Genomic DNA, 22,839 nt, shown 5'->3' on the forward strand with positions numbered 1-22,839 from the left:
ATAATGGCCTGGAATATACCGGAGAAACAAAAATTAATTGATGTGTCACCAGTCGCATGGGGAAAAATGACACTATTCTTCATTGTCTCTCTAATTTCGATCGCGGTTGCATGTGTCTCATGGTATTATTTTACGCATGATGCGAATTCTGTCCTGTATGCGCTTATATTATGTGCAAGCAATCTGGCTATACTTTTGCTGTTCGCCGGATGGCGTTCATTTCAGCTTGGTATTTGTCTTGAAAAAAATGCAGTAATTAAGGCAGAGAATGCTGCATTGGACAAGATTTACTCTGCGTGGGCGTCGGAATATATCAGTATTGTAGATTATCACTTCATGTTCCCGGAGCAGGCGCAAGTTGAGAACCTGAAACAAGGCGGTGAGATACACATTATCGGGCAACAACCGGTGATGTTTCCTGTTAACGTTGATTATAATACATTATTTTACGAACTGCTTTCACCACTACGTTCTGTTTTAATTACATTAGCAAAAAAGAATAAATTGAAAGTTGTCTTCCCTATGGGTATGCCTCTTGATACTGCAGCATGGCAATCCTTCACGCTGGCATGGCGAAAATTAGGGATGCAGGAGGAGAGCATTCAAACACCTGCGTGGATGATGACTCACTATGCTGAGCAAATTGATGAATGGCTTAATTATACCGATAATAACTTTCGCTTAATTATCACTTATGATCCCCTGGTTTCGCTTGTCGGTAATGGGGCAAATAGTGCCAGCGATGGTGTTTGCGCGTGGCTTTGCGCACCTCCTGCAACAGATAAGAATGAACAGCTAAAGGAAAAAATCAGAATTTATCGTGCGATGGCGACAAATTCCGCTGGGTTAACTCAAGACCTGGCAGATGTTCTCAACTTTCAGTCGTCTACGGGTATTATCGAAAAAATATGGATTGGTAAACTTAAGAATCAAGCAGCATTAGGTCAAGCTATTAAAATTCTCAATGCTAATAATGGTGAAGAAAAAGTCAGACATCATTTCACGGAATTTATACTGGGTAGGCAGGGAAGAAATAATATGTGGGCAGCGTTATCTCTATCACTGGCATCATCAGGTGATAACGGTTCTGTAAATCTTATTGCGTCAGAGGATGAGGCTGGGATCGTGCTATCTAAAATAAAGATCCTGGGGAAGCGCGATGCAAAAATATAGTTTACTAAGATTACTGGGTGTTGCCATATTGGTCGGCGTGATTGGCATTTTGGCTGCAATAGCAATACATTTATGGGGAGATGATTTTGGACTGACAGGTAAGGCCGGGAAAGTATCTTGCTGGTTTGCTTTTATGTTTGTTTTTTTATGCGCATTTAAACTCCTTAGATTAAATTCCTATTTTTCAGTATTCAAACGCTACGCTTATGCAACCAAAGCAAATCCATCGACATCATACCTGGCGAAACGCTTTTCAGCGCTACATACCTACCGCACGCCTGAAAATGATGAAACCAATGGCGAAGAAAATAGGTATTACGCTGAATTAAACGACTACCTGAAACAGCAGTATGGTTATTTCTGGCCGTCGAAAGTTCGTATCCTGATGGTGACGGGTAAAAGCGCTGATGTGGAGCAAGCTATTCCTGGCCTGATCGATCAATACTGGCTTGAGGCGAATGGAACCGTTTTGCTGTGGGACGCTGAGTTGACAAAACAGGGCGATCGCACCAAGCGTAATGCGGTTTGTAAGCTTCGCCGCCAACCCGATGGCGTCATATGGATAACATCGGCCTTCGACCAGCTGACCGTGCTGAGTGGGGATGCAATAACTCCGGCTTTATCCACTATGGATATAGACAGCATCGCCCATACCCTGAATGCCCGTTATGTTCAGCAGCGCAGGCGTCTACCGCTATACGTCTGGTCCTTACACCCGCGAGCTGGGGAACGACGAGGACAAATAACACAATCAATAGGTTGCCTGTTGCCTGCCAATTGCACGCCAGAGCAATTCCGTCAGTTGGTGGATAATCTGGCCGGGCAGCTGATCGCTCGTGGAATACACTCAGTAAGTGACAGCCATGAAGACGCATTTTTATTGCGCCTTGCCGAGCAATTGACCCGGTTTCCTGAATCTATTGTTAGTCCCTTATCCGCATTCTTGTCACCCGCGCGGCCTTTGCCGTTGGCCGGTATCATGTTCGGATCTCAGGTCCAGGAGCTCTCCCATGGCGCGGATCATTACTGGCGGAAGGATAATCGCTGGGATGTTCTGCTAGAGTCGCTTGCGACGTTACCCGCGGGACTGAAAGCCCATAAAACGGGTTATTCTCTAGCAAAAATCATGACCGTTATCAGCGCGGTGCTGATGTTGTTGTGGGGAGGCGCTATGTTCGTCTCTTTTGCGGCCAACCGCCATTTGCTGGTCACAGCGCAGGAGCAGGTGCAACGAGCAGCAGCGCAAAAACAGCCACTTGCCGAACGCCTGCATGCGCTGGCCGCCGTGCAGAAAACGCTGGCTCAACTGACATACCGCAAAGCGCACGGGGCGCCTTGGTACGCGCGCGCCGGATTAAGCCAGAATGATGATTTGCTGGCGGCGCTCTACCCACGCTACGGCGTCATGGCGCTACCGCTGGTTCGTGATGCGGCGGCGGAACATCTTCAGCAGCAGTTACAGGCTTTCGTGCAATTGCCGCCGGAAAGTCCGCTACGTGAACGGCTGGCTAAAACCGCCTATAACCAATTGAAGCTCTATCTCATGCTCGCCCGCCCGGAAAAAATGGATGCAGGCTGGTTTGCTCGCGAGCTGATGCGCAACTGGCCGCAGCGGGATGGCGTGACGGACGGCTTCTGGCAGGGCCGCGGAACGTCTCTACTGAGATTTTACGCAGCCAGCCTGGCGTTACATCCGCAGTGGCGGTTGCCGGCCGATCCCACGCTGGTCAGCCAGGCCCGTACACTGTTAATTCGCCAGTTAGGTAAACGTAATAGCGAATCCACCCTCTATCAGCAAATGTTGGCGCAGGTGGCGAACCAGTATGCTGATATGCATCTGGCGGATATGACCGGTGACACCGACGCCTCACGCCTGTATACCACCGATGCGGTAGTCCCGGGTATGTTCACCCGCAACGCCTGGGAGCATGCCGTGCAGCCGGCTATTGATAAAGTGGTTAACGCGCGCCGCGATGAAATCGACTGGGTGCTCAGCGATAACCAGCTTCCGGTAGCGCAGGCGGCGACGCCGGAAGCGCTTCGCGAACGCCTGGCGGAACGCTATTTTGCCGATTTCAGCGGCGCCTGGCTGAACTTTCTCAATAGTCTACGTTGGCAGCGCGCCGCCACGCTGTCGGATGCCATCGATCAGCTGACTCTGATGGCGGATGTGCGTCAGTCGCCGCTGATTGCGTTGATGAATACCTTGAATGTACAGGGACGAACCGGACAGCGCGGCGAGGCGATAACCGATTCGCTGGTCAAATCAGCGAAAAATTTGTTTAACCGTGAAGATCAGCCGCTTATCGATCAGCAAGGCGGCCTGCGGGGGCCACTGGATGCGACTTTCGGCCCGGTGCTCGCCCTGATGGATAATCGCGATGGCAGCATGTCTGGTAGTCGTTTGAATCTACAAACGTTTCTGACCCGCGTGACACAGGTTCGTTTGCGTCTGCAGCAGGTGACTAATGCGGCCGATCCGCAGGCGATGACGCTGGCGCTGGCGCAGACGGTTTTTGAAGGTCGGGCGGTGGATCTTACCGACACCCGAGACTACGGTAGCCTGGTGGCGGCAGGGCTAGGGCAGGAGTGGCGTGGCTTCGGCCAAACGGTGTTTGTCCGCCCGATGGAGCAAGCCTGGCAGCAGGTGCTGACTCCGGCGGCAGAAAGCCTCAATGCCCGCTGGCGTAGCGCGGTGTTTGATGACTGGAACCGGGCATTCGGCGGGCGCTATCCCTTCAAAAATGTGAGCAGCGAGGTCTCTTTACCTCTGCTGGCGAAGTATCTCAACGCAGAAAGTGGCCGCATCAGTCATTTCCTGCAGACCCGGCTTAATGGGGTGCTGCATAAAGAGGGAAGCCGTTGGGTGGCGGACAGCATCAATGCCCAGGGGCTGACATTTAACCCAGCCTTCCTGCGCGCGATGAATACCCTGAGCCATATTGCGGATGTGGCATTTACCAACGGCGAGGCTGGAATGCACTTCGAACTGCGTCCGGGAACCGCGGAAGGCGTGATGCAAACAATGCTGGAGGTCGATCGTCAAAAACTGAATTACATGAACCAGATGCCGACCTGGCGTCGCTTTAGCTGGCCGGCGGACACCGAAGCGCCGGGGGCCAGTTTAAGTTGGATCAGCACCCGGGCGGGAACACGCCAGTACGCTGACCTGACCGGGGCGTGGGGCTGGATCCGGTTACTGGATAAAGCCACGGTGAGAGCTTATCCGGGCACAGGCAGTAGCTGGAGCCTGAGCTGGAAAGCGCCGGATGGACTGATGCTGAACTATACGCTCCGTACCGAAGCCGGCGAGGGGCCGCTGGCGCTGTTGGCGCTGCGCAACTTTACCCTGCCAGAGACCATTTTTATGGTCAGCGCAGAAACGACAGACAGTGACCTGGAGAGTGAAAGCCGAGGGGAGGATATTTATTAATGGCATCGGTTCTTACATTGATTAATGCTTGCCAGGCCGTGCCTGAAACGCTGGTTGCCCAAACGCAGCAACGTCTGCTGCTATGGGAAAGCTGGCTGCAGCCAGTCGCAGCCGATTCGCCGACCGGCAACGACCCTGGCTATAACGATGATTTCCAGCTGATGCGCGAAGAGGTGAATAAGCTTTCGGGAGCGGATACCGATCTCATTTGCCAGCTTGCGGAAAAACTGTTAACGACCGTGACTCGTGATATCCGCGTCGCTTCCTACTACGCCTGGGCTCGCCTGCATCGCGATGGCGAAGCCGGCCTGGCCGATGGGCTGGAATTGCTGGCGGGGTTAATGCAGCGTTTTGGCCTTCATCTGCACCCGCAGCGGGAGCGCAGCAGAAAAGCGGCTCTTGACTGGCTGGCCAGCCAGCGAATGCTCGACAGCCTCTCGCTATTCCCCGAAGTGAATAATAGCGTCGCGATGCGCATTACCGGAGCCTTGTTGCTTATCGAGCAGGCAGAAGAGGGGGCCGTCCCCGGCGCGCTGTGCGGCGTCCTCGAAACCCGGTTGATGAAATCCGGCGGCCCGGAGGCCGTAGTACCGCAGAATATCAGCGATACACCGCTAACGGCAGCAGTCAGTAGTGCGCCGCAGACAGGTACGATTACGTCTGGTCAGGAACTTCTGACACAGGCGCGGGTGCTGGCAAAATATCTCAGCGATCGACCGGACGGTTGGCTCTCTGCCTATCACCTGATACGAAGTATCCGCCATGACACGCTGCACCAATTACCCCCTCTGTTGGCGGACGGCAGGACCCGTATCGATCCGCCAAAACCTGATCAGCGGGCGTTGCTGAAGCGATTGTATCTGCAGCAGAGCTGGCTGGAGCTGCTGGAGCAGGCCAGCGAGATGTTTTCCCGCGCAGCGAATCATCTGTGGCTGGATTTGCAGTGGTATGTTCACCAGGCGTTGCTGAAATCCGGGCGCGAGGCGGAAGCCAATATTATTCAACATGACCTACAAGGACTTCTGGCTCGCTTAATTGGCCTGGAGGAGCTGGCGTTCAACGACGGCACGCCGTTTGCCGATGAGGTGACCCAAAACTGGATTCAGCAACTGGTGCTGGATAATGCCGCCTTCCGGGACGATGCCGTGTCTGGCGCTGTAACGGCTTCCGGCGATGACCCTATCCTTCAACTGGAGCCCGAAGCGCTGGCGCTAGCCGACAGCGAGGGAGCCGATGCGGCGCTGTCCTGGTTACAGCATCGTCCAGGAATAACGACTCCGCGAAGCCGTTGGCTGCTGCGATTATTGATGGCGAGGGTTGCCGAACAGACTGGAAAAAATGAACTGGCGCAGCATTTGTTGGCGGATCTTGACGCGCAGGCCGCCACACTTTCTCTGGCGCAATGGGAACCAGAGCTGCTGTTTGAGGTCTGGGCCCGTCATCTTCGACTTTTGCGGGGTAAGGCCGGGCGCAGTGAAACGGACAAAAATCGTTTGCAGCCGCTGATGGACCGCTTACTGGCGGAATTGATCGCCATTAATCCCGCCCGCGCGGCGGTACTCTGTGTTTAAAAGCCCGATCGTCATGGATGAATAACGGAAAACCTACGATGGAAGATTTAACCCTACGCTATTTTGACGCTGAAATGCGTTATCTACGCGAAGCGGCAAAAGAGTTCGCCCAAACGCACCCCGATCGGGCGGCAATGTTGGATCTCGACAAAGCCGGTACGCCGGATCCCTACGTGGAGCGGCTGCTTGAAGGCTTTGCGTTTTCGATGGGCCGCCTGCGTGAAAAGATCGACGATGATCTACCGGAGCTCACCGAAGGGTTGGTCAGTATGCTGTGGCCACATTACCTGCGCACTATTCCGTCATTATCGATAGTGGCTCTCATGCCGGAACTTACGGCGATGAAAATGGCGGAAACGGTACCTGCTGGTCTGGAGATAACGTCCCGCCCGGTGGGGCCGAAAAATACCCTTTGCCGCTACCGTACCACTCGCGATGTGACGCTGAATCCGATAACGGTGGCGAAAATTGCCATGGTCAGCGAGCCGGACGGGCGTTCGCTCCTGAGGATTCGTTTTGCCTGCAGTGGCCAGGCTGACTGGTCCCACGCCGATCTGCGCCGCCTGCCGCTTTATCTCGGAGAAGACGCTGTAACCGGCAGCGCCCTGCATTTGTGGCTTACCAAACGCCAGGCCGCGATGTATCTGCGCCTGCCAACGCAAGCTGAGCGGATAAAGATTAACGGCTATTTCTCACCGGGTGGATTCGGCGAGGAGGACGGCCTGTGGCCGAAGGGAGAGAGTGCTTTTAGCGGTTATCAGCTATTGCTGGAATATTTTTCCTTCCGCGAAAAATTTATGTTTGTCCATCTGCAGGGTCTGGACAATTACACCTTTCCTGCTGGGATAACTCATTTTGATATCGAGGTGGTGTTCAACCAACTTTGGCAAAGCGATTTACCCATAACCGAAGACTGCCTACGCCTGCACTGCGTACCGGTGATTAACCTGTTCACCCTGGAAGCGGATCCGTTAACTATCAGCGGCCTGGAGAGCGAATACCTGCTGCGGCCGAAACGTTTGCAGGACGGACATACTGAGATTTATTCCGTTGATAGCGTCACCGGCTCAGGGCGATCGGGCGAGGCGCGATATGTCCCTTTTACCAGTTTCCGACATCGGGGAGGAATGATGCGCCGCCATGCGCCGGAGCGGTATTACCATACACGCGTGAAGCGCGGCGTCAGCGGAATGCACGACACCTGGTTAATCCTGGGCGGCCAGCGCTGGGAAGCCGATCGGGGTTTTGAAAGAGAAACCGTATCGCTACGTATCACTGGCACCAACGGGCAATTACCGCGCCGGGCGTTGCAAAGCACCGTGCTTGACCGCTGTGACCAGGTTTCAGAAACGCAGCTGAGCGTGCGGAATCTGTGTAAGCCGACGTTGCCTGCTTATCCGCCCGCAGAGGATCGCTTTCACTGGCGGGTTATGAGCCATCTGGGTACTCGTTTTTTAAATATGATGAGTAACGCCGAGGTACTTCGCGGCACGCTGTCACTCTATAACTGGCGTGACGATGAGCTGAATTACCGCCGTCTTGAGGCAATCCAGTCGGTCAAGCATCATCGTCTTCAGCGTTTTGAAGATGGGTTTCTGTTACGAGGGTTGGAAATTGAAGTGACCCTCGACAGCCGAGGGTTCACCGGCGAAGGGGATATTCATCTGTTCGGCGAAATGCTGAATCGCTTTTTTGCCCTCTATGCCGATATGAATCAATTCAACCAGCTTACGCTTATTGTTCAGCCAGAAGGGAAATATATTCGGTGGAAAGAGAATCACAATCCGCGCCTGCCCGGTTGATAGCGAAGGCTCGGGAGCGGTTGCCGTACATGAATTTTTATCGCTTCAGTCAGCTGCTTGAACAGAGCCAGCCAGAGGCGCCGTTGACCGGTGGAGGCTGGCAAATACGGCATGAACCGATACGCTTTCGACCACATCCGGGAATGGGATTCCCGGCCAGTGAAATTCGGCAACTTGAAATGCCTGAAGCGGATGTTTCGCACTTACCGCCCTCGCTTCGCGTCACGTTTATGGGATTGTACGGAGTCGAGTCGCCGCTGCCGACGCACTATATTGATGATATCGCGCAGCGCCGCGAGGGGTATGCCACCGCAGCGGATTTTCTGGATATTTTCAACCATCGGTTGATTAGCCAGTATTACCGCATCTGGCGTAAATATTCATACCCGGCGACATTTCAGGCTGGCGGCACAGACAATACCTCGCAGTACCTATTGGGATTAGCCGGGTTGGGGATTACGGGGTGCGCGGCCGCGGTGGATATACCGTTATCACGCTTTTTGGCGCTGCTGCCATTGATGCTTCTTCCGGGACGAACGGAGGAAGGAATGAGGGCGTTGATTGAACTGCTGGCGCCGGAAACTCGTGCCGAGATCTTTCATCACGACCGCTGTCGTATTCCGCTGAAAAAGGCGCTGACCATGAGCGTGAGGCATCCCGTTAGCCTGGCGGCCAGGCCGGTCATGGGAACCCACGGCACGGATGTTAATGGTCAGGTGTTGTTACGTTTAACGACCAGCAACCATGAGGAAGCGCAGGGATGGTTGCCCGGGGGGGAACGACTCCAGGACCTCATGGCGTTGCTGCATGTTTGGCTCGGCACACACCTGGATGTGCGCATTCAACTATGCGTCGCCCGTCATTTATTGCCGGAAGCGCAGCTTACCTGCCAGTTAACAAAAGCGGTGCGGTTAGGGCGTACTGCAGTGCTGCGCCCGCTAAATCCACATCGCAGTTCGAATGACATTATCACCATTCATCCAGGGCGTTATCAGCGCGTCCAGGAAAATATTCACCGAAGGGAGCACGATGAAGATGGCGACTATCGCTGGTAAATATTCCGCTGCGTTATTGGCGATGATTTTCTCGACGGCCTTGGCCGGTTGCGGCTTGACGCAGAGTGTGAAGGACGGGGCGGTCTCAGTGACCAGGTCTATTTTTTATAAGCAGGTGAAAACACTGCATCTGGATATTCGCGCCCGGGAAGGGGTGAATAATAACGCGCAAGGGGCATCGCTGGCGACCGTAGTACGTATATACCAGCTCAAAGATCGTAAGGTGTTTGATGATACAGATTATCCTTCGCTGTTTGCTGAGGATAGCCAGGCGATCCAAGGCGATTGGCTTGCCGAGAAAGATATTCGTCTGCGCCCCGGAGAATCCGTGGCTGTTGATATGCCGCTGGAGGCGGCAACGCAATACGTCGCGATCGCGGGGATGTTTATGGCGCCTGACCTGGCTGGGAACAGCTGGCGGCTGGTGTTGACTCGCGACGATCTTGACGCGGACAAACCGCGGGTTATTGAGGCCGGCCATAACCGTTTAACCTTGCAACCGTTGAAGGATAACTAAGATGCCGCGCCCCTCGCTTTACGACACGTTGTTCGGTAATTTTTCCGGCGGTCTCGACCTGCATCAGGTCAGCGAAGAAAATCAGGTCATTCTTTCGGTGCTCGATAACATGCAGCGTATTCTTAATTGCCGGGCGGGAGCATTGGCGCATCTCCCGGACTACGGGCTGCCGGATATGACAAAAATCCTCCAGGGGATGCCGGGCACCGCGCACCAGCTTATGACCACGCTGTCTGCAGTACTACTCAAATACGAGCCGCGTCTAAGCAGCATCCGTGTTGAGATGTTGGAACAGACACAGCCTGGCGAACTGCGTTATGCCATTGACGCGGAACTGAAGGAAATTGGTCTGGTACGTTACGGCACGGAGTTTATGCCTGAGGGCAGGGTGCTAATTCGCCATCTCAAACAGCAACAGTACCTGGACGCCCGTACCGCCATTTAGTACTCACTTTGGTTAAACCTTATGACGACACATTCTGAACGCCACCTCACTACCGGGGGGGACCCGCGCACGCAGGCGGACTACGCAAAGCTGCGTGAAGAAATGCAAAAGCTCAGCCACCCGGCGCGCCCGGACGTTAACTGGCGATATGCGGAACAGTTATGCCTGTCGCTGTTTGATCGCAACGGTGTGGATCTTCAGACAGCAGCCTGGTACACGCTGGCCCGCACGCAGTTGGCTGGATTATTTGGTCTCAATGAAGGTCTCGCTATTCTTGAAACGTTGATTACACGTCAATGGGGCGCTTTGTGGCCGCAGCCGGTGCATGCGCGGATGGAAATCGTCTGCGGGTTGAGCAAGCGGTTACAGCAGGCGCTGCGCACGTTAACCCTGGCATATGCCGACCTCAGCGAATTATATCAAGCGGAAACACATCTAAAAGCGCTCGATGCAGCCCTGCAACGGCTCGAGCTAAAGCATGCCGGTCAGTTGGATGTCCTGATCGCTCTGATACATAACGCCGCCGTGCGGCTGGAAAACAGCGATGGCATAGCTCGCGCCGATAATTCGCAGCACGCCGGCGTGACCGTGCCGGGGAACGCAATTATTGAGGTTGATGAGTCGGTTGAACGGATAAAACGGGTGTACATTGCCCCCGCGGATACCACTGCGGAGATGGCGACAGGTTGTGACCTTCCGTCGGCGGTACAGCGCTGGCGCCCCTTTGCTGCCGGTATGATCACCATGCTGTTGTTAACGGTGGCGACGATATGGGGATGGCGGGTTCTCTATTCATCAGACCAGGAGCAAGTGCAATTCGCCGCCAGCCTGGCGCCATTGCCCGTGGCGCTTTCGGCTGAGCAGCTGCGTTCCTTTCAGCCGCGCTCGCCGTCAGCTGATAAGGGGATACTACAGACCCAGCAGCAGCTGGCGCGGCTGGCTGAGCTCAATCCGGATTGGGCTATCGATGATGGAGAGCGATTGGTGCAGCAGGCGCTAACGCTGTGGCCTGAGCAGGCTCAAACGCTCTCCCGGCAGTGGCGGCAACAGCTCGCCGCCGTCGCGCTGCCGGTTGAAAATCTCAATGGATGGCATCAAGGAATGAAGCAGTTGCAGCAATTGGCCCAGCGCCTTGATGCGCTGGATGAACAAAAGGGAAAATATCTAACCGTAAGCGAGCTGAAATCAGCGGTGTTCGCAATGACCCAGTCGTTTAATCGTACTGTTCCGGTCGAAGAACAACTGCGTCAGCTGGCGGAGATGCCGCAAGAGCAGGCCCAAAGTTCAGCGCAGCAACATCAGGCAGAACAGCATTTGCAGCAGTTGATTACTCGTTATGCCTTGCTGAAATTAGACATGAAGGAATAGTCGTTATGGTTGCTGCGATAAAGGGCTAGCTAATCTAGCCCTCCTGTATATCAGGCGCCAAATGCGCCATCTATGGTGTGCATTGCCCCCGTCACAAACGATGATTCCGGGCCTGCCAGCCAGGCAACCATTGACGCAACTTCTTCCGGGCGGCCATGCCGCTTAATCGCCATAAAACTGTGCATCAGTTCTTTCATAGGGCCGTTCTCCGGGTTGGCATCGGTATCAATAGGGCCCGGCTGCACGATATTCACCGTAATACCGCGGGGGCCAAAATCTCGCGCCAGCCCGCGCGCCAGTCCCTGCAACGCGGACTTGCTTAACGCGTAAGCCGCCATGCCAGGCATCGGCATGCGATCCCCATTCACCGAACCAATTATGATAATTCTACCGCCTTCCGGCATCGTGCGCGCCGCCTCGACGGCCGCATGGTAGGGGGCATGAATGTTGATGCGGAACAGACGGTCGATCGCATCGCTATCTTGCTCCAGCGCATCGCCAAAGAGGGCTATACCGGCATTAACGACCAGTACATCCAACGGCCCGCTATCGCGAACTAGCTTGATCACTTCATCGCGATCGGCGCTATCGGTAAATACCGCGGTACTGCCGGTTTCGCCAGCCAACTGCTGTGCCGCTTGCTCTGAACCCGCGTAGCTGAAAGCCACCGACGCGCCGTCGGCACGAAAGCGCCGTACAATCGCCGCGCCAATGCCGCGACTCCCGCCCAATACCAGCACCGATTTGTTATCAAATACAGCCATGACCTTTGCCTCACTATATTGTAGTGATCGATACAATATTGTTCAGCGGTGAAAGCTGTCAAGAAATAATATAGTGAGTGATACAAAATGTCCGTGATTAGCAGGACTGGCACTACAGCAGATACGCGATAATGAATGCCAGTCCCTGATAAGACCTTAACCTTACTGCGGGAGTAATTCGATGAATTTAGCCAGCCACTGTGGGTGCGCGGGCCAGGCGGGGGCGGTGACCAGATTACCGTCAACGTGCGCCTGGTCGATGCCGATATCCGCATACTGGCCGCCGCTTAGCCGCACTTCCGGGGCGCAAGCCGGATAAGCGCTACAGGTACGGCCTTTGAGAATCCCCGCCGCGGCGAGAATTTGCGGGCCGTGGCAGACGGCGGCAATCGGCTTTTGCGCAGCGTCAAAAGCCTGTACCAGCTTAATTACCTGCTCATTCAGGCGTAAATATTCGGGCGCACGGCCGCCGGGGATGAGCAGCGCGTCGTAGTCTTGCTCTTCTGCGCTTTCGAAGTCGGCGTTCAGCACGAAGCGATGACCGGGTTTTTCGCTGTAGGTTTGCGCGCCGTCAAAATCATGAATCGCCGTCAAAATATAGTCGCCTTTGCTTTTATCAGGACAAACGGCATCAACCTGATAGCCGATCATCTGTAGCGCCTGAAACGGTACCATGGTTTCGTAATCTTCGGCGTAATCGCCCACCAGCATCAATATTTTCTTGCCCATTGCGACAGCTCCTTGATGAATAATGATGCCTAAGGTATAGCCTGGTAAAATGAACAATGCCAACAGTTAGCGTATGAATAAGACAGGATAGCGACAATAGCGATAAAATATAGTTTGGGTGTATTGGATAATGTCTAATAAATTTAAAATATGAATTAAATGGAGTGGCAAAAAATTTATCGATAAATAAATAACTTCTATTTTCTAAGTTTTGCCTTTTTGGTTGACGGGTGCAATGTATTTGTTAATATCGGCTTATTCTCTATTTAATTGGGGGGGTAATCCGTTGGGATATACTGTCTGCCGTATATATGCTTTCCATTTTTCACACCTGTGAATATATTCGGGTATCTCGAGTGGTTGAGCGTTGGTGGGCGTTAATAATGGCTTTTAATATTGCCGGTATAGTGTAAATTTATTATTTAAAGTAATATTTTACGATGAGTAAGCATAATGGAGTATGAATGAATAAAATTCACCGTCTGACATTGATTGGTATTATTATTAACTTAACCATGTTTCTTTTGGTGCTCAATGAGGTTAACTCGCTTTCAGATTATTATGGCTACGATCGAACGCTGCGTTTGATTAAAGATTTGGTCACAATAGTACTTCCCCTTGCTATAGTTGCTCAGGTTGCAAGCGTTCTGTTATTACCGAAAGCTCCGCGTGTTGGTATTGTGTTTGCTTATATCGGTGGAATTACTATGGTGCCGATTGGTTTGGTATTTTTAATCGGTTATCTTTTTAGCTACGAACGATACTGCAATGCAAACCTTGATGTTTATAACCCTGAAGCCGCGGTTGATATATCGAAACCTGAAGATAAAAACTATAAATTAACATGCGATACATCCCGATTTGTTCCTACTGGTGCTATTGCTTTATGCATGGGAGTTATTGTTCTGGTGATGGGCGTGGGAATTGGCTACTTATTGGTCGCAGTAGGAGTTCTCAATATCTGGAATGGGGTACGCCTCAAGGAGCGCGTTATGATTGGTCTTTCTGTCGATAAATTGATAGTTAAACCAAAGTTGTACTCAGACACCTTTATCGTTCCGTTGAGTGAAGTCGTATTAACCGATAAAGGGGTGAATAATGATAAGGTTTCTTTAAAGTTCTTACGTACCGGACGGGTGTTTGACGTGCGCAAGAAAATGCTGGCAGGTGAGAATATTGATGAATCATTAGAATATATTATTTCAAAAATCCCCGTAGCGTAATTATTTATCAGTGAAGTGAATGTAAAACGGCACCTTTAAGGTGCCGTTTTAGTATTTTCTGGTGATACTGAAGCGTTGCGTTAATCCACGTTGGTAAAGTAATCGCGAGCGACCGCTTCCACACGCTTTGCTTCCAGGCCGGTCTTTTCGCTGATCCCGGCGATAAAAGGCTTGAACTGCTCGGTCATCACGTGGCCGCCGTCCCAATGGGCGACGTAGTAACGGCACTGATAGCGATAAAAGTGGAGGGTCTTTTCTCCTAACGTGTAATACATGACATTCTCCTGTCCAGTGTGTCGGGCTGCGTCCGCAGAAGCTAATGGGGCGTTACCACAATAATCAGGTATTTGATTATATCCTGCTCCCAAATGTGGGAAATTTCCAGCAGGCATTAGCCCGGCGGGGCACATTTTCCTCTGGTTGCGAACTATACCATTTGCGATTGATTGTTGATCATACATAATGTATTTAATTAGACTAAATGTATTAAAGATGGCTACCCATTGATCAACAAGGCGAAACAATGACTCTACAACTCCCCGATTATCGCGACGTGGCGGCAGCCGCGCAGCGCATTGCCGACTACGCCAACCGAACGCCTGTGATGACCTCGCGTACCCTGGATGAACGATACTCAGCGCAGCTGTTTTTAAAGTGTGAAAACTTTCAGCGCATGGGGGCGTTTAAATTTCGCGGCGCAATGAACGCGTTGCAACAGTTTAGCCCAGCGCAAAAACGGGCCGGGGTAGTGGCGTTTTCTTCTGGCAATCATGCGCAGGCCATCGCGCTGGCGGCCAAACTGCTGGGCATTCCGGCAACCATCGTGATGCCACATGATGCGCCAGCGGCGAAAGTCGCCGCCACCCGGGGCTACGGCGGCAAAGTGGTTTTTTATGACCGTTACACGGAGGATCGCGAACAGATCGGACGTGACCTGTCTCAGCAGCATGGGTTTACGCTTATCCCTCCTTACGATCATCCGCACGTGATTGCCGGGCAGGGGACAGCGGCGAAAGAGTTAATAGAAGAGGTCGGTCCGCTCGATGCGCTGTTTGTCTGCCTCGGCGGCGGCGGTCTGCTGTCAGGCTCGGCGCTGGCGGCACGTCATCTGTCTCCGGGGTGTAAAGTCTATGGCGTAGAGCCTGAAGCTGGCAATGACGGCCAGCAGTCGTTTCGTTGCGGAAGCATTGTGCACATTGAGACGCCGAAAACCATCGCCGACGGCGCGCAAACCCAGCATCTGGGGCAATATACTTTTCCGCTAATACAGCAACACGTCGACGATATCCTGACCGTGAGTGACGATGAATTAGTCGCGTCGATGACATTTCTCGCTGAGCGAATGAAAATGGTGGTTGAACCGACAGGTTGTCTGGGTTTTGCTGCCGCCCGGAACGCTATGGCGCAGCTGCGGGGTAAAAAAGTCGGCATTATCATCAGCGGCGGTAATGTGGATATGAGTCGTTATAGCGCCTTATTAGGCACCGGGAACGGCTTATGAGTAGTGAGATGTCACCCTTGCTGGCGCAGCTTGATATCCTCGCTCAGGGGTTAAGCGAAACCTTTGCGCCGTTTTGCGAAGTGGTCGTGCATGACCTCACGCATCCTCAGCACGCCATTTTATCAATTCACAATAACCTCTCGGGCAGAGAGGTTGGTCAAGCGGCGACCGAGATGGGGTTAGCGCGGATTGCCAGCGCCGAGTTCCCGGCCGTTGTCGCCAACTATGCTAATCAGTTTGCTGACGGTCGTGCGGTGAAAAGTACCTCTATCGGTATTAAAGGGGAGAGTGGTGAATATGTAGCCGCGCTTTGTCTTAATGTCGATATCACGTTGTTTCGCGGTATGCAAAGCGCGTTAACGCGTTTTACCGCTACGGAAAGCGCCGCGGTGACCGAACATCTTGAACCCGGCGGTGCGGCGGCCATTCGCCAACGAATTGATGCATTTGCCGCCGAGCGGGCGACGACAGCCAGGGCGCTGAGCGCAGCGGATCGTAAAATGGTCATTCAACAGTTGCGTAAAGAGGGGCTATTAGATCTGCGCAAGTCGATGGAAATGGTTGCGCAGCATCTTGGTATTTCGCGGGCGACAGCTTATTTATACGCCCGGCAGGAGAGAGAAGCCTAGCGGCCGCGAGGAGGTGCAGCCGCTATTCCATCTGGATATTTACTGAAGCCCGGCCAGTTCGTCGGCGGTTAACGCCAGCTTTTGCACGCTGCCGCTTTCTGATGAGGCAACGGCGGCTTCCAGCACCGCCATTACCGCCAGCGCCTGTAGCGGCGGCACCGGGTTGGCGACTTTGCCCAGCAGGGCATCGCGAACCTGAATATAGTACTGGCGCTGATCGCCTTTCGGCGTGGCGAGCGTGTGCGTCTGCAGGCTGGCATCGAACAGCGTCATGCTGTCGTCATCCTGGCCCCAGCTTTCGCTCCCAGGGATGACCCCAGCCAGCAACTGGCTCTCCTGCTGGTCTGCTTTCAGTTTCACAACGCTGCCGCTATCGCCGTGGACCGTAAAACGCGAGACGCCGCCGGCAACCAGCATACTACAGTGCAGAATCACTTTGTGCTGCGGATAGTTCAGTACCACGTGCGCCCAATCGTTGATCTCCGCACCCTGTCGCAGGGTGGCGATATTGCCCTGTACAGTTTGCGGCAGGCCGAAAAGTTGTAGCGTCTGGTCGATCAGATGGGGGCCAATATCAAACCACAGGCCGCTGCCGGGCACGTTCTGCTCGCGCCAGCGGACGCGTACTTCCGGGCGGAAGCGATCGATATGCGACTCGAAATGCTTAACCTTGCCGATTAGCCCCTGCTCGATGGTTTGCTTAATGCCAAGATAATCGCTATCCCAACGGCGGTTATGGAATACTGAAAGCAGGCGTTGCTTTTCTTCAGCCAGCGCGATCAGCTCGCGCGCTTCCTGCATATCGAGAGTGAAGGGCTTATCCACCACCACGTGTTTTCCGGCGTTCAACGCCAGTCGAGCCAGCGGGGCGTGGGTGGCGTTCGGCGAAGCGAGTACCACCAGGTCAACGTCCGGATGCTGAATGGCCTCTTCCGGCGAAGCGATTACCGTGACATCCGGCAGGTCCTGCTTCACTTTGGCTTCATCGCGGGAGGCGACGACGGCAAGCTTTAACCCTTCGACCGAGTTAATGAGCGGCGCGTGAAACGTTTTGCCGACAAATCCATAGCCGATCAGCGCAATATTAATGGGTTTACCTGCGCCGGTGATAACTTTATGCATGACTTTCTCCACGTTATTCAGCGTCAGCAATGCTGACCTGCATTGAATTGTCTTCGCCAAGCGCGTGCCACGGCTTGTCGAGGAACAGACGATCGATGTGTTTCAGTTCGGCGACCAGGTAAGGCTCGCAGCGATCAAGTTTTAGATGGTCAGCCACCAGCCAGTGCTCGATGCTGGCTGCCAGCATGGCGCGTTTTACTTCCGCATCTGCTTCCTGGCTGGCGCTAAGCCCTTGCCGTGCATGGATCGCGCAGGCGCCCAGAATGGCGATATCCGCGCGGTAACGGGAAAGCAGCGTAAGCGTAGCGCTACCGGCAAACAACCGCTGCCGCATATCCCATCTACCGCCGAGTAAAACCAACTCGATATCGGGCCGTTCGCTAAATAGTTGTGCAATATCCAGCGAAGGGGTGATGACCGTCAGCGGCCCTTTTAGATGAGCGGCGACGGCGAGTACCGTGCTGCCGGCGTCTAAAAATAGTGTTACTCCCGGTGGAACCTCACGGGCGACCAGCGCGCCGAGGCGCTGTTTAGTCTCGGGCAGCAGCGCATTGCGCCCCTGACGATTCATGGCTGGAAGATCGAGAGCGATAGCGCCGCCATGGTTTTTCTGTACCAGTCCGCGTTTTTCCAGGTCACCAAGATCGCGGCGGACGGTATCGGGCGAGACCTGCAATCGTTCAACCAGTTCACTGATGCTAATTTGACCGTTTTCGCTCAGTAGTTCGAGCAAAAACTGTTGTCGTGCGGTTTTATGCATAATCGCTTTTCCTGCAAAATGCTGCAATAACCTGCATAATACAGCATTATGTGAGAATGTGAATCGCAATAAACAGCAAAAAATGCGTTACCAGTTAAAAGGGTGATTGTGCATCGCTTTTTGGGAAGGGGGACCGGCTTAGCGCAGCCTGAGGCGCGTTCAACCGGTCTATTTAAATATAATGCGCTCAGCGCATTACCCAGTGCTGATTACCGACTTGTTCGTAGCGGCGGGTCGGCGGCTGCCAGTCTTTATCGCGAAACGGCGAGGGCAGTTCATCGTTATTGACTTCACGCAACAGATGGCGACGAGACGGATCGGTTTTCGGGATCGCCGCAATCAGCTTTTGCGTATACGGGTGCTGCGGATTAGCGAAAATGGCCTGCCGTGGGCCAATTTCGACGATTTCACCAAGATACATCACCGCCACCCGGTGGCTGATGCGTTCAATCACCGCCATATCATGCGAGATGAACAGAAAAGCGATTTTCATCGTTCGCTGCAGTTCGATAATCAGATTGACCACCTGCGCCTTGACCGACACATCCAGCGCCGACACCGACTCGTCGGCGATAATCACCTTGGGATTCATCGCCAGCGCGCGGGCAATGCAGATGCGCTGGCGCTGACCACCGGAGAATTCATGTGGATAGCGGTTAAGCACCGCGACGCTGAGACCCACTTTCTCAATTAATTCATGGGCGCGCGCCAGCGCCTGCTGGCGGGTGGCAAGGCCATTTTCCAGCAGCGGTTCAATCAGCGTTTCCTGGATTTTCAGCCGTGGATTCAGACTGGCGAACGGATCCTGAAAAATCATCTGGATATCCTGGCGCATCCGCTTTTGCTGCAGGCGCCCGGCTTGCAGGACGTCATAGCCATTCAGGCGAACATGACCGGATTGCGCCTGGACCAGACGAATGAGACTGCGACCGGTGGTCGATTTACCGCAACCTGATTCGCCCACCAGCGATAGCGTTTCGCCGGGCCATAAATCAAAGCTGACGTTTTCTACGGCGTGAATATGCCCGGCTAACTGATTAAAAAAACCTTTTTTAACCGGAAACCGGGTGACCAGGTTTTTGACGGATAACACCGGTTCGTTGCTGGTCAGGCTAAGGTCTGGCTCTGGCGGAAAACGACGAATGTCCCCCGTTTGTAGGTTCACCGATGGGAACTTACAGGGTGTCGAGCTCATATCCATTTCACCTGCCGCGGGTACCGAGGCCAGCAGCGCGCGGGTATAGGGCTGCTGCGGGGCGGCGAATAGCGTCGGCGTGCGCTCGCATTCGATGGCATCGCCGCGGAACATCACCAGCGTATCGTCGGCGGTTTCCGCGACTACGCCCATATCATGGGTAATAAACAGCACCGCGGTATTGTTTTCTGCCTGCAGGGTTTTGATCAGATCAAGGATTTGCCCCTGGATAGTGACGTCCAGCGCGGTCGTGGGTTCATCGGCGATCAGCAGTTTAGGCTTCAGGGCCAGCGCCATCGCGATCATCGCGCGCTGGCGCATACCACCGGAAAACTGATGCGGATATTCATCGAAACGCTGCGCAGCATGCGGAATGCGGACTTTATCCAGCAGGGCGATGGCCTCCTGCTTCGCCTGGCGCGCCGATAAACCTTGATGGCGAATAAAGACTTCCGCTATTTGGTTGCCAATGGTAAATGCCGGATTGAGACTGGTCATCGGCTCCTGAAAAATCATCGCTACCTCGGCGCCGCGTACGCGACGCATTTCCTCTTCAGGAATCTCGAGCAGTGATTTACCGCCGAGCAGCACCTGTCCCTCGGTACGGCTATGGCGGGTAGAAAGCAGGCGCATAATGGCCATCGCCGTCACGCTTTTGCCTGAGCCGGATTCGCCAACAATCGCCAGCGTCTTACCAGGATAAAGGCTAAAACTAATATTACGCACCACCTTCTGCCAGCTCTCGCCGTGGCGGAATGAGACGCTCAGATTGTCGACGGCCAGCACTGGCGCAGGCGTTTCACGGTTCATGACTCAGGACTCCCTGGCAAAGGGCGCGCGGGCGGAAACCCGCACCAGTGGAGTGAATTCGAGGTCACGCTTAAACGGCCAGGTGGGGGTCAGCATTCGCAGACGCGCCACCCGTTCAATATCCTGATCGACGACCCCTTCCGAGAGCGCCATCAGGTTCGGATTGGCCAGCGGCGCCAGTTCCGGCGATAAATAGCCGGATTTGACCACCAGAATTTTCACCTGCCGCGGGTCGAGTCCCAGCGCGCTAAAGTCAGCGATATCGTGATACGGACGACGACGGTCGGCCACCACTACGGTAATCCCATCTGTCTGTAGCACCGCCTGATTGGCCGGGCGCTGCGGATCCGCCGCCAGCAGACCAGTGACGGTAAAACGCGCGCTCGCGCTGACGCCCGTCGGATCGAGGCTGGCGCCGACCGTTAACTGCAGTTCTGCGCCGATGCCGGCTTCAAACGCCGAACGTGTTGCCGGCGCGTCGGTAATGCCGGCGACAAGGGTATTTTGCGCCTGCTGACGTAGCAGTTCAGCGAGCACGTCGCCGCGATCGCCGACGCCGCCGCCGGTGGGATTATCGCCCGAATCCGCCAGGATAACCGGGCCCGTGGCGCTGGCGATAGCCTGAGCGACGCATTCGGCGACGCTGCCCGTCCGGCAGCCGAAAACAAAATCTTCCCGCACGTCCCAATAAGCCTGCGCCAGTTTCGCGGCCTGTTGTTCCAGTACCGCGCGATCGGTGCCGGTAAAAATGGCCGCGGCGGTGGCGCGCGGTTCGTCGGCCCACACGTAGCCGACCATTAATGAGCTATCGAGTACGCCGTCTATCTGGTCGCTGTTTGGCAGCATGGCATAGAGGCTTTTCGCTGGCTCATCTTCCGTACTGGTCCGCTCGCCAGGGAGTAATACCGGGATGGGGGCCCACACTATGCCCGGGCGCACGCCGCTTTGCAGACTATCCACCAGCATACTGACCGAACGGCGCATGGTTTCTTCAATATCGATATGCGGCGCGGTGCGATAGGTTGAGAACATGTCGATGGCGTCGATAATGCGCTGGGTCACGTTACCGTGTAGATCGTAGCTGACGGCAATCGGGCAGTCATCGCCGACGCAGGCGCGGGCAGCAGCGATCCAGTCGCCTTCAGCGTCTTCCATACCTTCAACGTACATTGCGCCGTGCATCGCGAGGTACAGGCCGTCGATCGGCAGTTGCGCCTGCAGACGGCTTAAGAATTCGGCCTTGAACTGTTCGTAAGTTTCCCGAGCTACCGGGCCGCCGGGAATCGCCCGGGTGTGCAGCGTCGGCAGAAACGTCGCCGGATACTCACGTAAAAACTGAAAGTGGGGCGCCTGCAGCAGGGCATCGCCTCTGACGGTGCGAAACTCTGCTTCATGAGTCAGTACCGGGTTAAACGTGCTGCATTCAATATGTATTCCACCAACGGCAATGCGCATAGGGACCTCGAAATTATCCTGGAAAGAGAACGTGAGTCAGAGCGACGCTCGCCGCGGCGAGCGCCCAGCTATCTGGAGCCAGCGGGCGATAGATAAGCGGCGTTTTCCCCGCCATCCCCGGCAGCAGGTTGGTTTCAATGGCTTGTTGCATCACGGTATTCAGTAAACCGTTAAAGCTATCCGGCTGGTGGGCAAGCATGATCGCCGCCGGATCGTGGGTCTGGATCTGATGTGAAATAGCCAATCCTAAGGCGTCGCCGGCCCGATGCAGGATCTGGATGGCGGCGGTGTGGCCCTTACGCGCCATGGCCTCCAGTTCATCCAGGTGGTCGGTATGGATACCAGCCATGCGCGCCTGTTCAAAGATGGCGGTGAGAGACGCGATGGTGTCGAGACAGCCACGCTTCCCGCAGCGACAAGGCGTGCCCGCCGGCACGATGGTGCAGTGGGCTATTTCGCCTGCGCCGCCGTGGGCGCCGCGCCAGATTCGGTTATAGATAACCGCCGCGCTGCCGATGCCGCTGCCGTGCGATATCACCACTGCGCTCTCCAGCTTGCGTAGATGGCCAAACGTTTTCTCCCAGTTCGCCAGCGCCCGGGTGTCGTTTTCAATAAATACCGGGATCCCGCCGGTCGCGCGGCTTAACAGTTCAGCCAGCGGCACCTGATGCCAGCCGAGCAACGCCGACTGTACGCAGACCGATTGCGCAGCGTCGACAAAGGCAGACAGGGCAAAACCGATGCCGACCAGCCGTTGGCGCTCAATGAGCGTATCGCTTAACAAACTGCGGATTTCACCCGCCAGTTGCTGGATTACGTCGGGAATTTCAAGCTGCGGCGTGAGCAGGCGCTCGGCGATTTTCTCACCGCTGGCATTCATCAGTACCAACACCAACTGGTTATCAATCAGCGAGATGCCGATGGCGTAAGCGGCGTCCGGCGCCAGCGAAAGGGTGACGGAGGGGCGTCCCTGACCGCCGGAAGCGGCCATATCGCTCTCCTGTAGCAGACCATCAGCCAGCATCTCTTTTACCAGTGCGCCAATGGCCGCCTTACTCATACCCGTCAGGCGGGCGAGATCTGCGCGGCTGGCGCCTTCCTCGCTGCAGACCAGATGAATCAATTGTTGGTGGAGTTTGTTCAGCATAGTTACTCAGCCATAACGCTTTTTTCTGAACATAATCGCGGACTGGCGCTTTAGCAATCAGTTTATTTTCAAAAATAACTAAACCATCACATATAAGTTAAATTTATTACCTAATTAAGCGTTAATCATGGCTAATATCA

At 54.4% G+C, this 22,839-nt stretch carries 19 protein-coding genes; 11 read left to right on the top strand and 8 right to left on the bottom strand.

Annotation, left to right across the window (positions count from 1 at the left end; genetic code table 11):
- Nucleotides 1–3: 3 nt before the first annotated feature.
- Genes PGQ95_RS06290 through PGQ95_RS06325 form a run of 8 tightly spaced genes read left to right on the top strand, consistent with a single transcriptional unit; the run spans nucleotide 4 to nucleotide 11,364 of the window.
- The gene (locus PGQ95_RS06290; RefSeq protein ID WP_430917337.1) at nucleotides 4–1,173 is read left to right on the top strand and encodes a hypothetical protein; all 1,170 of its coding nucleotides are present in this window, start codon (nucleotides 4–6) and stop codon (nucleotides 1,171–1,173) included.
- Entirely contained in the window at nucleotides 1,160–4,606 is a 3,447-nt protein-coding gene (locus tag PGQ95_RS06295) for an ImcF-related family protein (protein WP_430917339.1), read from the top strand. The genes PGQ95_RS06290 and PGQ95_RS06295 overlap by 14 nt, the downstream gene beginning before the upstream one ends.
- The gene (gene tssA / locus PGQ95_RS06300; protein ID WP_087859427.1) at nucleotides 4,606–6,177 is read left to right on the top strand and encodes a type VI secretion system protein TssA; all 1,572 of its coding nucleotides are present in this window, start codon (nucleotides 4,606–4,608) and stop codon (nucleotides 6,175–6,177) included. Before PGQ95_RS06295 ends, tssA begins: the two co-directional genes overlap by 1 nt.
- 38 nt (nucleotides 6,178–6,215) lie before the next feature.
- Nucleotides 6,216–7,979, top strand: a complete 1,764-nt coding sequence (gene tssF / locus PGQ95_RS06305; protein ID WP_430917341.1) for a type VI secretion system baseplate subunit TssF — start codon at nucleotides 6,216–6,218, stop codon at nucleotides 7,977–7,979.
- 29 nt (nucleotides 7,980–8,008) lie between these two features.
- Nucleotides 8,009–9,034 carry a type VI secretion system baseplate subunit TssG gene (gene tssG / locus PGQ95_RS06310; RefSeq protein ID WP_228306453.1) on the top strand — a complete coding sequence of 342 codons (1,026 nt, stop codon included), beginning with the start codon at nucleotides 8,009–8,011 and terminating at the stop codon, nucleotides 9,032–9,034.
- Nucleotides 9,015–9,551 (top strand): type VI secretion system lipoprotein TssJ, encoded by a 537-nt coding sequence (tssJ, locus tag PGQ95_RS06315; protein WP_183269068.1) that lies wholly within the window; start codon nucleotides 9,015–9,017, stop codon nucleotides 9,549–9,551. The genes tssG and tssJ overlap by 20 nt, the downstream gene beginning before the upstream one ends.
- 1 nt (nucleotide 9,552) lies before the next feature.
- Complete coding sequence (gene tssE, locus PGQ95_RS06320; RefSeq protein WP_087859431.1) at nucleotides 9,553–9,996, top strand: type VI secretion system baseplate subunit TssE; 444 nt, start codon at nucleotides 9,553–9,555, stop codon at nucleotides 9,994–9,996.
- A gap of 21 nt (nucleotides 9,997–10,017) precedes the next feature.
- Nucleotides 10,018–11,364: a VasL domain-containing protein gene (locus PGQ95_RS06325; protein ID WP_430917344.1), complete on the top strand. Its 1,347-nt coding sequence runs from the start codon at nucleotides 10,018–10,020 to the stop codon at nucleotides 11,362–11,364.
- A 50-nt stretch (nucleotides 11,365–11,414) separates the two neighbouring features.
- Here PGQ95_RS06325 and bdcA read toward each other — a convergent pair whose 3' ends face one another.
- Both bdcA and PGQ95_RS06335 read right to left on the bottom strand, forming a co-directional pair.
- The gene (bdcA, locus tag PGQ95_RS06330) at nucleotides 11,415–12,128 is read right to left on the bottom strand and encodes an SDR family oxidoreductase (RefSeq protein WP_087859433.1); all 714 of its coding nucleotides are present in this window, start codon (nucleotides 12,126–12,128) and stop codon (nucleotides 11,415–11,417) included.
- A gap of 162 nt (nucleotides 12,129–12,290) precedes the next feature.
- A complete protein-coding gene (locus tag PGQ95_RS06335) occupies nucleotides 12,291–12,857 on the bottom strand; it encodes a DJ-1/PfpI family protein (protein ID WP_113373199.1) in 567 nt (188 codons plus the stop codon).
- A gap of 464 nt (nucleotides 12,858–13,321) precedes the next feature.
- Between PGQ95_RS06335 and PGQ95_RS06340 the strand changes: the two genes are divergently transcribed.
- Nucleotides 13,322–14,080: a hypothetical protein gene (locus tag PGQ95_RS06340; RefSeq protein WP_430917346.1), complete on the top strand. Its 759-nt coding sequence runs from the start codon at nucleotides 13,322–13,324 to the stop codon at nucleotides 14,078–14,080.
- An 80-nt stretch (nucleotides 14,081–14,160) separates the two neighbouring features.
- Here PGQ95_RS06340 and PGQ95_RS06345 read toward each other — a convergent pair whose 3' ends face one another.
- Nucleotides 14,161–14,355 carry a hypothetical protein gene (locus PGQ95_RS06345; RefSeq protein ID WP_015366303.1) on the bottom strand — a complete coding sequence of 65 codons (195 nt, stop codon included), beginning with the start codon at nucleotides 14,353–14,355 and terminating at the stop codon, nucleotides 14,161–14,163.
- A 248-nt stretch (nucleotides 14,356–14,603) separates the two neighbouring features.
- On the opposite strand from PGQ95_RS06345, the gene PGQ95_RS06350 reads away from it, so the two are divergent.
- Together PGQ95_RS06350 and PGQ95_RS06355 are read left to right on the top strand one after the other, a co-directional pair.
- Nucleotides 14,604–15,581 (top strand): threo-3-hydroxy-L-aspartate ammonia-lyase, encoded by a 978-nt coding sequence (locus tag PGQ95_RS06350; protein WP_430917348.1) that lies wholly within the window; start codon nucleotides 14,604–14,606, stop codon nucleotides 15,579–15,581.
- Nucleotides 15,578–16,210 (top strand): helix-turn-helix transcriptional regulator, encoded by a 633-nt coding sequence (locus PGQ95_RS06355; RefSeq protein WP_087859437.1) that lies wholly within the window; start codon nucleotides 15,578–15,580, stop codon nucleotides 16,208–16,210. Before PGQ95_RS06350 ends, PGQ95_RS06355 begins: the two co-directional genes overlap by 4 nt.
- A gap of 39 nt (nucleotides 16,211–16,249) precedes the next feature.
- Here the strand turns inward: PGQ95_RS06355 and PGQ95_RS06360 are convergent, their stop codons facing one another.
- The 5 genes from PGQ95_RS06360 to PGQ95_RS06380 form a co-directional block, all read right to left on the bottom strand.
- A complete protein-coding gene (locus tag PGQ95_RS06360; protein ID WP_087859438.1) occupies nucleotides 16,250–17,332 on the bottom strand; it encodes an oxidoreductase in 1,083 nt (360 codons plus the stop codon).
- A gap of 13 nt (nucleotides 17,333–17,345) precedes the next feature.
- Nucleotides 17,346–18,092, bottom strand: coding sequence for a DeoR/GlpR family DNA-binding transcription regulator (locus tag PGQ95_RS06365; RefSeq protein WP_430917351.1), 747 nt, complete (start codon nucleotides 18,090–18,092; stop codon nucleotides 17,346–17,348).
- 187 nt (nucleotides 18,093–18,279) lie between these two features.
- Nucleotides 18,280–20,097, bottom strand: coding sequence for an ABC transporter ATP-binding protein (locus PGQ95_RS06370; protein ID WP_213793913.1), 1,818 nt, complete (start codon nucleotides 20,095–20,097; stop codon nucleotides 18,280–18,282).
- 3 nt (nucleotides 20,098–20,100) lie between these two features.
- A complete protein-coding gene (locus PGQ95_RS06375; protein WP_087859441.1) occupies nucleotides 20,101–21,552 on the bottom strand; it encodes a M81 family metallopeptidase in 1,452 nt (483 codons plus the stop codon).
- Nucleotides 21,553–21,565: 13 nt separating this feature from the next.
- Nucleotides 21,566–22,699: an ROK family transcriptional regulator gene (locus PGQ95_RS06380; RefSeq protein ID WP_430917354.1), complete on the bottom strand. Its 1,134-nt coding sequence runs from the start codon at nucleotides 22,697–22,699 to the stop codon at nucleotides 21,566–21,568.
- Nucleotides 22,700–22,839 lie beyond the last annotated feature (140 nt).

The sequence above is a fragment of the Klebsiella sp. 141240 genome, from assembly GCF_050600805.1.
Taxonomy (GTDB): domain Bacteria; phylum Pseudomonadota; class Gammaproteobacteria; order Enterobacterales; family Enterobacteriaceae; genus Klebsiella; species Klebsiella aerogenes.

Excerpts from the sequence above, each read along its gene's own strand:
- PGQ95_RS06325 (WP_430917344.1), top strand. The coding sequence starts at position 10,018 with ATGACGACACATTCTGAACGCCACCTCACTACCGGGGGGGACCCGCGC.
- tssA (WP_087859427.1), top strand. The coding sequence starts at position 4,606 with ATGGCATCGGTTCTTACATTGATTAATGCTTGCCAGGCCGTGCCTGAA.
- PGQ95_RS06290 (WP_430917337.1), top strand. The coding sequence starts at position 4 with ATGGCCTGGAATATACCGGAGAAACAAAAATTAATTGATGTGTCACCA.
- bdcA (WP_087859433.1), bottom strand. The coding sequence starts at position 12,128 with ATGGCTGTATTTGATAACAAATCGGTGCTGGTATTGGGCGGGAGTCGC.
- tssJ (WP_183269068.1), top strand. The coding sequence starts at position 9,015 with ATGGCGACTATCGCTGGTAAATATTCCGCTGCGTTATTGGCGATGATT.
- tssE (WP_087859431.1), top strand. The coding sequence starts at position 9,553 with ATGCCGCGCCCCTCGCTTTACGACACGTTGTTCGGTAATTTTTCCGGC.
- tssF (WP_430917341.1), top strand. The coding sequence starts at position 6,216 with ATGGAAGATTTAACCCTACGCTATTTTGACGCTGAAATGCGTTATCTA.
- PGQ95_RS06340 (WP_430917346.1), top strand. The coding sequence starts at position 13,322 with ATGAATAAAATTCACCGTCTGACATTGATTGGTATTATTATTAACTTA.
- PGQ95_RS06295 (WP_430917339.1), top strand. The coding sequence starts at position 1,160 with ATGCAAAAATATAGTTTACTAAGATTACTGGGTGTTGCCATATTGGTC.
- PGQ95_RS06365 (WP_430917351.1), bottom strand. The coding sequence starts at position 18,092 with ATGCATAAAACCGCACGACAACAGTTTTTGCTCGAACTACTGAGCGAA.
- PGQ95_RS06355 (WP_087859437.1), top strand. The coding sequence starts at position 15,578 with ATGAGTAGTGAGATGTCACCCTTGCTGGCGCAGCTTGATATCCTCGCT.
- PGQ95_RS06380 (WP_430917354.1), bottom strand. The coding sequence starts at position 22,699 with ATGCTGAACAAACTCCACCAACAATTGATTCATCTGGTCTGCAGCGAG.
- PGQ95_RS06375 (WP_087859441.1), bottom strand. The coding sequence starts at position 21,552 with ATGCGCATTGCCGTTGGTGGAATACATATTGAATGCAGCACGTTTAAC.
- PGQ95_RS06350 (WP_430917348.1), top strand. The coding sequence starts at position 14,604 with ATGACTCTACAACTCCCCGATTATCGCGACGTGGCGGCAGCCGCGCAG.
- PGQ95_RS06360 (WP_087859438.1), bottom strand. The coding sequence starts at position 17,332 with ATGCATAAAGTTATCACCGGCGCAGGTAAACCCATTAATATTGCGCTG.
- tssG (WP_228306453.1), top strand. The coding sequence starts at position 8,009 with ATGAATTTTTATCGCTTCAGTCAGCTGCTTGAACAGAGCCAGCCAGAG.
- PGQ95_RS06345 (WP_015366303.1), bottom strand. The coding sequence starts at position 14,355 with ATGTATTACACGTTAGGAGAAAAGACCCTCCACTTTTATCGCTATCAG.
- PGQ95_RS06370 (WP_213793913.1), bottom strand. The coding sequence starts at position 20,097 with ATGAACCGTGAAACGCCTGCGCCAGTGCTGGCCGTCGACAATCTGAGC.
- PGQ95_RS06335 (WP_113373199.1), bottom strand. The coding sequence starts at position 12,857 with ATGGGCAAGAAAATATTGATGCTGGTGGGCGATTACGCCGAAGATTAC.